This is a genomic window from Xanthomonas sp. LF07-6, assembly GCF_034105445.1.
GTDB lineage: Bacteria > Pseudomonadota > Gammaproteobacteria > Xanthomonadales > Xanthomonadaceae > Xanthomonas_A > Xanthomonas_A sontii.
In genome coordinates this window covers 42,856-54,201 of sequence record NZ_JAXGGI010000017.1, presented here as the reverse complement: position 1 = coordinate 54,201, position 11,346 = coordinate 42,856, and the positions used below count along the sequence as shown (strand labels likewise).

General features: G+C 67.3%; 10 protein-coding genes. 4 read left to right on the top strand and 6 right to left on the bottom strand.

Annotation, left to right across the window (positions count from 1 at the left end; translation table 11 throughout):
- Positions 1 to 53: 53 nt before the first annotated feature.
- Positions 54 to 983 (bottom strand): DMT family transporter, encoded by a 930-nt coding sequence (locus SLW56_RS18900; protein ID WP_320695310.1) that lies wholly within the window; start codon positions 981 to 983, stop codon positions 54 to 56.
- 111 nt (positions 984 to 1,094) lie between these two features.
- Between SLW56_RS18900 and SLW56_RS18895 the strand changes: the two genes are divergently transcribed.
- Entirely contained in the window at positions 1,095 to 1,574 is a 480-nt protein-coding gene (locus tag SLW56_RS18895) for an Lrp/AsnC family transcriptional regulator (protein WP_017907652.1), read from the top strand.
- Positions 1,575 to 1,770: 196 nt separating this feature from the next.
- Here the strand turns inward: SLW56_RS18895 and SLW56_RS18890 are convergent, their stop codons facing one another.
- Complete coding sequence (locus tag SLW56_RS18890; protein WP_017907651.1) at positions 1,771 to 3,408, bottom strand: Na+/H+ antiporter; 1,638 nt, start codon at positions 3,406 to 3,408, stop codon at positions 1,771 to 1,773.
- A gap of 420 nt (positions 3,409 to 3,828) precedes the next feature.
- Positions 3,829 to 4,302: a hypothetical protein gene (locus tag SLW56_RS18885; RefSeq protein ID WP_295927502.1), complete on the bottom strand. Its 474-nt coding sequence runs from the start codon at positions 4,300 to 4,302 to the stop codon at positions 3,829 to 3,831.
- 444 nt (positions 4,303 to 4,746) lie between these two features.
- Between SLW56_RS18885 and SLW56_RS18880 the strand changes: the two genes are divergently transcribed.
- The 3 genes from SLW56_RS18880 to SLW56_RS18870 all read left to right on the top strand — a co-directional run bounded on the left by SLW56_RS18880 (position 4,747) and on the right by SLW56_RS18870 (position 7,125).
- A complete protein-coding gene (locus SLW56_RS18880) occupies positions 4,747 to 5,415 on the top strand; it encodes a class I SAM-dependent methyltransferase (RefSeq protein WP_267100589.1) in 669 nt (222 codons plus the stop codon).
- Between the two features lie 70 nt (positions 5,416 to 5,485).
- Entirely contained in the window at positions 5,486 to 6,280 is a 795-nt protein-coding gene (locus tag SLW56_RS18875) for a pentapeptide repeat-containing protein (protein ID WP_320695309.1), read from the top strand.
- A 254-nt stretch (positions 6,281 to 6,534) separates the two neighbouring features.
- Positions 6,535 to 7,125 carry a fasciclin domain-containing protein gene (locus SLW56_RS18870; RefSeq protein ID WP_017914789.1) on the top strand — a complete coding sequence of 197 codons (591 nt, stop codon included), beginning with the start codon at positions 6,535 to 6,537 and terminating at the stop codon, positions 7,123 to 7,125.
- Between the two features lie 123 nt (positions 7,126 to 7,248).
- Here the strand turns inward: SLW56_RS18870 and SLW56_RS18865 are convergent, their stop codons facing one another.
- From SLW56_RS18865 to SLW56_RS18855, 3 genes are all read right to left on the bottom strand, one after another.
- Positions 7,249 to 8,691 carry a UdgX family uracil-DNA binding protein gene (locus SLW56_RS18865; RefSeq protein WP_320695308.1) on the bottom strand — a complete coding sequence of 481 codons (1,443 nt, stop codon included), beginning with the start codon at positions 8,689 to 8,691 and terminating at the stop codon, positions 7,249 to 7,251.
- A gap of 431 nt (positions 8,692 to 9,122) precedes the next feature.
- Positions 9,123 to 10,367: a putative DNA modification/repair radical SAM protein gene (locus SLW56_RS18860; protein WP_320695307.1), complete on the bottom strand. Its 1,245-nt coding sequence runs from the start codon at positions 10,365 to 10,367 to the stop codon at positions 9,123 to 9,125.
- Between the two features lie 94 nt (positions 10,368 to 10,461).
- Positions 10,462 to 11,268, bottom strand: a complete 807-nt coding sequence (locus tag SLW56_RS18855; protein ID WP_043093431.1) for a class III extradiol ring-cleavage dioxygenase — start codon at positions 11,266 to 11,268, stop codon at positions 10,462 to 10,464.
- Positions 11,269 to 11,346: the final 78 nt, after the last annotated feature.

Sequence of the window (11,346 nt, the reverse complement as noted above, 5' to 3'; positions counted from 1 at the left end):
TGCGCCAGCGAGGTATCCGCAAACGCCGGGCGACGCCGTCGTCGCGCCGTGGACTAGCGCTCGCCGGTCTTGAGCCGGCTGGCAGGCGCCCGCGCTGCGCGCGGCCACGGCCACACGCGCCAGCCGAAGTTGACCCCGGCCGCCGCCAGCAGGATCAGCAGCGCCCCGAGTACCTGCGTCCACGCCAGCGACTGCCCGAAGGCGATGCGATCGACCGCGATCGCCACCACCGGATAGATGAACGACAGCGCCCCGATCATTGCTGTTGGCAGTTTCTGGATGGCGCCGTACAGCAGCACGTACATCACCCCGGTGTTGACCACGCCAAGCACGACCAGATCCAGCCATTGGCCGGGACGGCTGGGCAAGGCATCGAAGCGCACGAACGGCGCCAGCAACACAATGCCGATGCCCAGTTGCAGCAGCGCGAGCAGATGCGGCGGCGTGCCTTTCAGGTGCTTGGTGACGATCGACGACACCGCGTACAGAAACGCGGCACCGAGCGCCAGGGCGACGCCCTGCAGGTACTCGCCCGGCACCGCGAGCACCGCAGGCGCGATGCGCACCACGCCCACCAGGCCGACGAACGCCACCGCCAGCCACCCCACGGTCGAGGCGCTGATGCGCTCGCGGAACACGAGCGCGCCGAGCCCGACCAGCATGAACGGCTGCGTGTTGTAGACGGCGGTGGCCATCGAAATCGACGCGCGGCCGTAGGCGGCGAACAGCAGCAGCCAGTTGCCCACGATCGCGATCCCGCCGAGCAGCACCAGCGCCAGCATCCGCGGCGAGAACGCCTTGCGCCGCAACAGGCCCAGCGCCGCGCAGACGATGAGCAGCGTGGCCGCGCCGAACAGGCAGCGGAAGAACACCACGTTGAACGGCGACTGCCCCGACGACACCACCAGCCAGCCGATCGTGCCGGACATGAGCATGGCCACGACCATCTCGGCCGCACCACGGCGAATCTCGTTCGAGGCCATCCCGGTTCCTTTCAATGCTGCGAACAGCCGTCATTGTAGAAACCGAAATTCCGCGAAAATATGCTTAAACTTAGGCGAATTTCGGAATTCACCTAAAAAAGGAAGGTCACCATGCAAACCCGCCTTTCCCCTCCCGCCATCGCCCCACTCGACGCGATCGACCGCGCCATCCTGGCTGCATTGGCGCAAGACGCGCGCATGGCGACCAGCGAACTGGCCCGGCAGATCGGCCTGTCGGCCCCGGCGACCGCCGACCGCGTGCGCCGGCTGCAGCACCAGGGCGTGATCGCCGGATTCACGGTCGAGCTCGATCCGCGCGCGCTGGGCTACACCTTGCAGGCGATCGTGCGGGTCAAACCGCTGCCGGGGCAGTTGCACCTGGTAGAGGAACTGCTGCAGCGCATCCCGGAATTCGTCGAGTGCGACAAGGTGACCGGCGAGGACTGCTTCATCTGCCGGCTGTACCTGCGCAACATCGAGCACCTGGACAGCATCCTGGCAAAAGTCACCGATCGCGCCGAAACCAACTCCGCCATCGTGAAGTCGACCCCGGTGCCGCGACGGCTGCCGCCGCTGGCCGAGGACGCCTAGCGCGATGCGCTAGCCACGCGGCTTGCAACAGACCACACAGCGCCAGGGGCGCAGGCCGGCGTGCGCCCCTGGCGGGCAGAAAGCGACGAGCAGTGAACCGGCGCGCGCCGAAAGTGGCATCGCGGCGAGCCCAAAACGACGCCAGGAAGCCGCTTTCACGAATCCCCATTCCCGACTCCCCATTCCCGGCCGTCGATCAACTCTTGCGCCGCGCCTCCAGCAGATCCAGGTTGCGGATCAGCCGCCGCGCGATCTCGTCGGAGATCTTGCGCTGGCGGGTCAGCTTGAACAGTTCCTGGCGTTCGGCCTGCAGGCCGGCGTGCCGCAGCTGGCGCAGCACCGCGTCCAGGCGCCGCGCCTCCTCCGGATCGCTCTCCATCGCCTCGCCATGGTCGAGATGGCGCTGGTACAGCGCGCTGACCCGGTTGGCGGCCTCGTTGTAGAGATCGGCGTGCTCGCTGTCCTGCACCAGCCGCTGGCGCAGCTTCTCCACCGCCGCCAGCGCCGCGCGCGAGGACTCGCGGCGGGCCAGGTCTTCCTCCAGGCGGTCGGTCGGCTCTTCCGGCAACTCCAGGCCGCGCAGCAACCGCGGCAGCCCGATGCTGGCGACCAGCAGCGAGGTGACGATCACCGCGCTGGCCAGGAAGATCGCCAGGTCGCGCGCCGGGAACGCGGCGCCGCCGGGCAGGGCCAGCGGCAGGGTCAGCACGCCGGCCAGGGTGATCGCGCCGCGCACGCCGGCCAGCGAGGTCGCCACCACGATCCGCCACGGCGGGCTCTGCCGGTCCTCGCCGCGACGGCGCGCCTTGAGCAGGGTCCAGCGCAGCGACAGCCACACCCACAGGAAGCGCAGCAACAGCAGGCCGACGTAGATCGCCAGCGCATAGGCGGGCAGCCACCACGGGTCCAGGTGGCCGGCTTCGTCCATGTTGTGCATGGCGCCCTGCACGATGCCCGGCAACTGCTCGCCGAGCAGCACGAACATGATGCCGTTGAGGGTGAACTGCACCATGTCCCACACCGCCGAGCGCTGCACGCGCATGCTGCCCGGAGCGCGGCCGCTCAGTTCCACGTAGCTCATGGCGATGCCGGCGGCGACCGCGGCGAGGATGCCCGAGGCGTTGATCGCCTCGGCCAGCAGGTAGGCGGCGAACGGCAGCAGCAGGTTGACCAGGATCGCCGCGCCCGGCTCCTCGCCGACCTGGCGCCACACCCAGCGCTGCGCCAGGCTGGTGCCGACCACCACCGCGATGCCGGCGGCCACCCCGACCAGCGCCACCCACAGGAAGGTCAGCGAGGCATCGGCCAGCGAGAACGTGCCGGTGATCGCCGCGGCCACCGCGAACTGGAAACAGACCAGGCCGGAGGCGTCGTTCAGCAGCGATTCGCCTTCCAGGATGTGCATCAGCCGCTTGGGGATCGGCGCGCGCGCGGCGATCGAGGACACCGCGATCGGATCGGTCGGCGACACCACCGCGGCCAGCGCGAACGCCACCGCCAGCGGCATGGTCGGGATCATCCAGTGGATCAGGAAACCGGCGCCGATCACGGTGAACACCACCAGGCCCAGCGCCAGCTCCAGGATCACGCCCTTGTCGCGGAACAGGCCCTGCTTGGGGATGCGCCAGCCGTCCAGGAACAGCAGCGGCGGCAGGAACAGCAGGAAGAACAGCTCCGGCTCCAGCGCATAACCCTTCTTGAACACGCCGGCGATGATCGCGCCCAGGCCGATCTGCACCAGCGGCAACGGCAGCGAAAACGGCAGTACGCGCACCAGGTAGCCGCTGGCCACCACGGCCAGCAACATCGCCAAGACCACTTCGATCGAATGCATGCTCGTCCGGACGGCGGCGCCACGCCGGCGGCGCCGCCCATGAATGGGGGAGCCTGCAAGCAAAGCGCACCGCGGCGGCGATGTCCAGTGGTGCGGCGCAGCCGGACGCTGATGTCGCAATGTTGCAGCCCGGACGGGTGGCCGCCACCTGGCGCGCCAGGTAAGCAGCGCTCGCCCCAGACCAAGCAGCGTCCATCCCGTCCGGATATGGACGCCCCCGGTGTGTCACCGACCGATGGTGGCCGCACGGCCGCATTGTCTCGCTGGCTGCATCGCGCCCAGCGGCGCACGATCCGTCCATGTTCCCTGACGCAACACAGGTGCGGAACGACGGCACATCGCTCCCTGCGTCCGCAAAATGCGCGCACGCACGCATCGTGCCGAAAACGTGCGCAGCGAGCAGGCGCAGAACCGGATCGACTACGGCTTGTAGGGTTCGAATGCCTTGCCTTTCCCCGTGCCAGTACTGATGGTCCATATTTGCGTGCAGTACGCGCGATTGATATAGATGTAGTCGCTACGTGGGTCCACGCCATCATCGATACTCGCGTCGTAGCCGTTTTGCTTGGTAAGAAACAGGGCGATTCCCTGCTTGCCTCTGTCCCCCTTGATGGGCGTGACCAGCACGGCAGCCCCTTTTTCCTCCCAGGCATCGGGCAAGTCCATCTCAAAGCACAGCCAGCGATCGCCCGGCGTCGCCTTCAGGCCTAGCACCCGCGCCACCGGGCTACTGTTGTCGGCAAGTTGCGCCGGCGAAAGGCGTGTGACATAGCACGCTTTCGGCTTTCCTTCCGACTGATCTTGCGCGCTTTCGATGAACTCCCATCCCTTGCTGCCGCCCAGTCGCTTCACCTTGCTCAGAATCGACATTGGGCCGTAGTGGTAGTACTTCATGTCATCCTCTCTCTACATGTGATCGTGCGGTTGATTTGGCATGTCCTTGCATCCCGGTCGACGGCAGATGCCGATCGCGTTGCACTGGCGAAACCAGCGGCTTCCAGTTGATCGACTAGGACCGGATCGCGGTTGGCGAAGGCCACGCACCCACAGAATCGACCGTCGCCAAGGGAAGGGATGCCGGGCAAAACCTGATTTGTGGCCGATACCCACCCTATTGATCCCTTCCGGCGTAGGGGAGCGCGCTGCCAGTCAGTGTGAACGGCGACGGCTCGCGACGGCCCTGCCGGGCATGAGCGTGCGTCGCCTACAGGATGCTCCGGCAGCACTTGGCGCACTCGCCGGCATGACATATGCAAAATGGCGGCGTCCGGGGCAGCGCTGGAGCTACTATCCGACTGCAGCGCCGGTGACGGACCGGCGCATTCGGCCGGAGACCGCATGCTCACCATCCAGGAACTCAACCGTTTCATCGACGAACACGCGGCCGAAGGCAGCATTCCGCGGATCTGGGAGCTGATCGGCGAGCACTTCGTGCAGGCCCAGGCCGGCCTGCCGGCCGAACACGCGATGGAGCGGCGCGAGCTGTCCTTCCACGACCATGTGCGGCTGCTGGGCTATCTGTGCCTGCTGCTGGAGGGCGTGCCGGGCGATCTGGTGGAGATCGGGGTGTGGAAGGGCAAGTCGCTGGTGCTGATGAACGAGGTCTGCGGGCGCGAGCGCCGGGTGATCGGCATGGACCCGTTCGCGCTGCCGAACCAGTTCGAGGAGTTCAACCACTATCGGCAGCAGTTGCTGCCCAATGCGCGCTTCATCCGCGGCTATTCCGAATTCTGCGCCGAACATTTCTACGCCATGGAGCCGAAGGTGGCGCTGTTGCACATCGACGGTGGGCACACCGGGCGCAACGTGCTGCTGGATTTCCTGCTGTACGGACCGAGCGTGGTGTCCGGCGGGTTCGTGGTGTTCGACGACTACGGCGACTGGGAATACTCGCCGGAGGTCGGTCCCGCGGTGGACCTGCTGCGCGCCGCCGGCTACTTCGGCGACTTCCATGTGCTCGGCTGCGCCCACGGCTTCGAGAACAGCTACGTGCTGCAGCGCCGCTGAGCCGACGCGCCTTGGTCCTCCAGCGCGTGCCGGCAGCGCAAAGCGACGTTGCGAGAACGGCATCGCCGGAATGATCCCGGCCAACCAACAGGACAAACATTTCCGACACACCGATCATCGATCCTGGACCCTGAGCCCGACAGCCACTCAGGGTGCGGACGTCGCGGCGCGTCCGAAGCTGCAGCCGCGCTCAACCATAACGGCATGGCAGATATCATGCGGCCAATTCATCCCCGAGGCGGCCCCCATGAAAAACACAACCGCCAAATGGCGAAACCATGCATATCTGTCGAGCATCATCGACAGCATCGATTCGATCGCGGCTGGACGGCCGATCATTCGCGACGCTGATCTTTCCGGCATCAGCATCGGCCCATCTGCCATCCTGGAGCAGTTAAAAGCCGCAAATCTCTTCGAATCGAGGATCAGCAACACCGATCTGTCTTACTCGAAAATATCGGGAAGTGCGAACGATAGTTCCTTCATGAATGTCAGCTTCGAAAGTGCCAGCTTGAACGGAGCCCTTTTGTGCAGATCGGAAATAAAAAACTGCAACTTTTCAAAAAGCAAGCTTGTGATCAACATGGATGATGCGATCTGCGAAAAAACCGATTTCGTCAAAGCCAGATTTTCCGGTGGATCTTGCGGAGTGGAGTACGGCGGCCGCCGGGTAAAATTCATAGACTGCGATTTTACCGGCGCTGTCTTTGACAGAGTCGAATTCAGAGCATCGACATTCATCAACTGCATCTTTGCCGATGCGAAATTCAAGAAATGCGACTTGCGTGGCGCCAGGTTTGAGGCTGGCGTCCTGCCACTGGCAGCCCAGTTTGAGGATATGGACATCCCTTCTCAGTGTCGGTGATCTCATCGATGCAGGCCGACAATGACGCACTACCTGCACTCGGGTAGACCATTCACCGCAGCGCTGCCCGGCCTTAGAGCTGCACCACCGTGCAACAGGGCACTCGCCTGAACCGCCCTGGATGCGAGCGGCGGTACCCGCCAACTCCTCTGTTCAGCATTATCTGGACGGCGTGATGCAACCGCGGCGGCGCAGGCTGCGTAAAGACAGGTGCACGGCCGACTGGCCGCGCATCCCTTTCAAGGAGTAAGCCCATGAAGATCCACTTGCTGTCCCTGGCCCTCGCCGGCCTCGTCTCCCTGCCCGCCATGGCCGCCCCCAGCCAGGCCGCGATGCACGACCACGCCGCGATGAGCGAAGCCAAGCCGAATCCGATGGTCGGCGGCGCGCCGATGTACGCCACCAAGGACATCATCGACAACGCGGTCAACTCCAAGGATCACACCACCCTGGTCGCCGCGGTCAAGGCCGCCGGCCTGGTGGACACGCTGAAGGGCGCCGGCCCGTTCACCGTTTTCGCGCCGACCAATGCCGCCTTCGCCGCGTTGCCGGCCGGCACGGTCGACACGCTGCTCAAGCCGGAGAACAAGGAAAAGCTGACCCAGGTGCTGACCTACCACGTGGTCCCCGGCAAGCTCGATGCGGCGGCACTGCTGGCGCAGATCAAGGCCGGCGGCGGCAGTGCCAAGCTGACCACCGTGCAGGGCGAAACGCTGATCGCCAAGGCCCGCGGCGGCAAGGTCACCCTCACTGACAGCAAGGGCAATACCGCGCACGTCACCACCGCCGACGTGATGCAGAGCAACGGCGTGATCCATGTGGTGGACAAGGTTTTGATGCCGTAAGCACGCGTCGGGGGGTGCATTGGCATCGCGGGGGCGGCTACGGCCGTCCCCGTTTTGCGCGTCCATGCAGCCAACGGCGATCGCGCGCCACGCCGACAACCACCGGACCACGCGCACGAAGCGTCAGTCGCCAGCACCGCCTGCGTGCGGCATCGGCACCTGCGCTGCCAGCACACGCAAGTCATCCACGAAGCCTTGGTAGGCGGCCTCGCCCGCCTCGCCGCCGCGCTGGCGCAGCACCCACGACGGATGCACGGTGGCCAGGGCGCGGGTGCCGTCGTCCAGCGCCTGCCATTGCCCGCGCTGGGCCATCAGTTTGAAGCCGCTCCCCAGCACCGCGCGCGCCGCGGTCTCGCCCAGGCACAGCACGATGCGCGGACGCACCCGCGCCAGTTCGCCGGCCAGCCACATCCGGCAGGCCTCGACATGGGTTCGCTCGGGATTGCGATGCAGCCGCGCCTTGCCGCGCTGCTCGAAACGGAAATGCTTGACCGCGTTGGTCACGTACAGACTTGCACGTTCGACGCCCAGTTCCTGCAGCGCGCGATCGAACAAGCGCCCGGCCGGGCCGACGAAGGGACGCCCGCTCAGGTCCTCCTCGTCGCCGGGCTGCTCGCCCACCACCATCACCGCGGCATCCTGCGGACCTTCGCCGAACACGGTCTGGGTGGCCGGCTGCCACAGCGGACAGCGGCGGCAGTCGCGCGCCGCCGCGCGCAGCGCGTCGAGGCTGTCGTCGGCGGCCACCACCGGCGCCGGTGCCGGCGCGGGAATGCGCCGCCGCACCGGCTCGGGCGCGCGCTCGGCCATCTCGCGCACGCGCTGCCCGGCGTCGCGGATCAGCGTGGGCAGCAGTTGCGCTTCCGGCAGGTGCTTCCAGTATTTCTGCGGCATCTCCTGGCGCATCATCGTCGGATTGAGCCGCGCCGGGTTGAAGATGTTGGCGTAGTAGGTGCGCCACAGCGTGTCCTGCGCATCGTCGGCCGGCGCATCGGCCCGCTGCGCACCGGCGCCGAACTGCAGCGTCTCGCCGTCCCAGCGCACGCTGCGGTACGGAGTAAGGATCGCCCAGCGCATCCCGGCGAAGCGCCGCGCGAAGAACGGCGCCACCCGATCGACGATGTGATGTTCCGGCTCGAACCAGGCGATGTAGGCCTCCTGCTCGCCCGGCACCTCGCGGAAGCGCACGAACGCCTTCATCTTGTGGCTGTCGCGGCGCACCGCCTGCGCCCATTGCTGGGCGCGGTGCACGTCGGCATCGGTGACCCGCTGCAGCAGCGCGCGCTCGCCGCCGGCGATGCGCCACAGGAGGCGGTACAGCAGCGCGTGCCGCTGCGGATCGCGATGGCACAGCACCGCACCGGCCAGCGCCAGGAACTCGGCCGATACCCGCGGCGGCGGCACCTGCGCCGGCAACATCGCGACGTCGGTCCCGACCAGCAGCCCACCCTGCGCATCGCCGTCCCAGGCCAGCGTCTCCGGCGCCACCTGCGCGCACCACGCCGCCCGCGCCACCGCCCGCCACGCCTCCAGGCTCCACGGCGGCGCCACCTCAGCCTGGAACATGCACCGCTCCACGCATCAGCTCACCGAAACGAATGCAGAACACAGCAACACAACCGCCAACACAGCATCCGCAACCATCGCCGCGCGTGCAGATGTTGCTGTTGCTGTTGCTGTTGCTCGTGATGTTGCTTTTAAAACTTCCCGCCTTAAAGCGAGCCGAGCACCGGAGTGGCGAGCGGCCGAAGAGGCGCCCTTGTTTGAGCGAAGCGAGTTTGGGCGCCGTGCCGCTCGCCGCGAGGAGCGCAGGGGACCGGTGCGGCCGTATCGCACCGGCTCGTGTCAGGCGGGAGCGGTTTTGGTGACTTTTGCCAAGACAAAAGTCACTCGCGCCCGTAGGCGCGAAAGCCTTTGCTGTTGCCGTTGCCGTTGCCGTTGCCGTTGCCGTTGCCGTTGCCGTTGCAGCAAGCATGGCAACACCCCACCCCACCGCGTCAATCAAACAAGCCCCCCTGCCGCGGTGCCGGCGCCAGTTGCGCACGCAGCCGCTGCGGATCGTCCAGCCGCTGCCGCGGATGGTGGTCCAGCACACTGACGAACGGCAGCAACTTCTTCAGCGGCACCCGCAGCCGCGCCAGATCCTCGACCCGCAACCGCGCATGCCGTCGCGCCAGCAGCAAGCGCTCGACGTTGCGGGTGCCCAGCCCCGGCACGCGCAACAACAGTTCGCGCGCGGCGGTATTGAGATCCACCGGGAATCGCTCCGGGTTGCGCAGCGCCCAGGCCAGCTTGGGGTCCACGTCCAGATCGAGCATGCCGCTGGTGGTGTGCGGGGCAATCTCCTCCACCGAGAAGTCGTAGAACCGCAGCAGCCAGTCGGCCTGGTACAGGCGGTGCTCGCGCTGCAACGGCGGCGCCTGCAGCGGCAGCTTGCTGGAGGCGTCGGGAATCGGGCTGAACGCGGAGTAGTAGACCCGGCGCAGGCGATAGTTGCCGTAGAGATTGTGGCTGGTGTGCAGGATCGCGCGATCGTCCGCGCCATCGGCGCCGACGATCATCTGCGTGCTCTGCCCTGCCGGGGCGAAGCGCGGCGGCTTGGCGCGGACGCGGGTTTCGGCCTTGCGCGCCTCCTTGCTCTCCTCGATGCGCCAGCGCAATTCGCCCATCGCCGCACGGATGCCGCCGACGTTCTTCTCCGGCGCCAGTTGCGCCAGGCCGCGCTCGGTCGGCAATTCCACGTTGATGCTGAGCCGGTCGGCGTAGCGGCCGGCGGCGGCCAGCAGCTCCGGCGCCGCGTCGGGAATGGTCTTGAGATGGATGTAGCCGGCGAAGCGGTGCTCCTCGCGCAGCTGCCGCGCCACTTCCACCAGTTGCTCCATGGTGTAGTCGCTGTTGCGGATGATGCCGCTGGAGAGGAACAGGCCTTCGATGTAGTTGCGCTTGTAGAAATCCAGGGTCAGCTTGACCACTTCGGCCGGGGTGAAGCGCGCGCGGCGCACGTTGCTGGACACGCGGTTGACGCAGTACGCGCAGTCGAAGACGCAGAAGTTGGTCAGCAGGATCTTCAGCAGCGACACGCAGCGCCCGTCGGGCGTGTACGAATGGCAGATGCCCATGCCCTCGGTGCTGCCGATGCCGCCGCTGCGCAGCGAATGGCGCTTGTCGGCGCCGCTGGAGGCGCAGGACGCGTCGTACTTGGCCGCGTCGGCGAGCACGGCGAGTTTTTCGAGGGTATTCACCGGCCGACGATGCCGGGTCCGCGTCTCAAACGGTGAGACGCGGATGCGCTGCGGCCTTCACCGCGATGAATCGCTCAGGTCGATCTCCTGGCGTTCAGGTCGCCACGCGCGCCGCGGCGCCGTCGAAGCGGTAGATGTCCATCGCCAGCAGGCCGGCGTCGATCCCCGCATCGATGCGCTGCGCGCCCAGCCCGTCCGCGCCGGCCGCACCCATCGCCACATAGATCGGCAGCCAGTGCTCGTCGGTGGGATGCGCGCGCTCGGCGAACGGCGCCTGCCGGCGGTAGTCGAGCATCGCCGGCACGTCGTCGCGGCGCAACGCCTGCTCGGTCCATTCGATGAACGGACGCACGTAGGGCACTTCCTTGCCCTCGGCGTAGCGGCCGAAGTCGTGCAGGTTGTGGGTGATGCTGCCCGAGCCGATCACCAGCACGCCGTCCTCGCGCAGTGGCGCCAGTGCGCGGCCCAGCGCCAGGTGGTGCTCCGGCCCGAGTTCCGGCTGGATCGACAGCGGCACCACCGGGATGTCGGCCTGCGGGTACAGCAGCGACAGCGGCACCCACACGCCGTGGTCCAGCCCGCGACGCTCGTCCAGCACCGGCGCCAGCCCGGCCTGCGCCAGCAGCTCGGCGACCTGCTGGGCCACGGCCGGCGCGCCCGGCGCCGGGTACTGCATCGCGTACAGCGCCTGCGGGAAGCCGCCGAAGTCGTGGATGGTCTGCGGCTGCGCCGCGGCGCCGACCAGCGGCCGCCGGCCCAGCCAGTGCGCCGAGGCCAGCACGATGGCGCGCGGCCGCGGCAGCGTCGCCGCCAGTTCGGCCAGCCGCGTGCCGACCAGGCCGGGCTGCAGCGCGGTCATCGGCGAACCGTGCGAGATGTACAGGGAAGGCAAACGCGCCATGGCAGGTCTCCACAGTGGGGGGCGGCACGGTGGCGCGCGCGGCCAGCGCCGGGCGTTCGTGCAGGCGACCAGGGTATT

What these genes read in the sequence shown, in the direction of transcription:
- SLW56_RS18900 (WP_320695310.1), bottom strand. Translation starts at nt 983, where the DNA reads ATGGCCTCGAACGAGATTCGCCGTGGTGCGGCCGAGATGGTCGTGGCC.
- SLW56_RS18895 (WP_017907652.1), top strand. Translation starts at nt 1,095, where the DNA reads ATGCAAACCCGCCTTTCCCCTCCCGCCATCGCCCCACTCGACGCGATC.
- SLW56_RS18890 (WP_017907651.1), bottom strand. Translation starts at nt 3,408, where the DNA reads ATGCATTCGATCGAAGTGGTCTTGGCGATGTTGCTGGCCGTGGTGGCC.
- SLW56_RS18885 (WP_295927502.1), bottom strand. Translation starts at nt 4,302, where the DNA reads ATGAAGTACTACCACTACGGCCCAATGTCGATTCTGAGCAAGGTGAAG.
- SLW56_RS18880 (WP_267100589.1), top strand. Translation starts at nt 4,747, where the DNA reads ATGCTCACCATCCAGGAACTCAACCGTTTCATCGACGAACACGCGGCC.
- SLW56_RS18875 (WP_320695309.1), top strand. Translation starts at nt 5,486, where the DNA reads ATGATCCCGGCCAACCAACAGGACAAACATTTCCGACACACCGATCAT.
- SLW56_RS18870 (WP_017914789.1), top strand. Translation starts at nt 6,535, where the DNA reads ATGAAGATCCACTTGCTGTCCCTGGCCCTCGCCGGCCTCGTCTCCCTG.
- SLW56_RS18865 (WP_320695308.1), bottom strand. Translation starts at nt 8,691, where the DNA reads ATGTTCCAGGCTGAGGTGGCGCCGCCGTGGAGCCTGGAGGCGTGGCGG.
- SLW56_RS18855 (WP_043093431.1), bottom strand. Translation starts at nt 11,268, where the DNA reads ATGGCGCGTTTGCCTTCCCTGTACATCTCGCACGGTTCGCCGATGACC.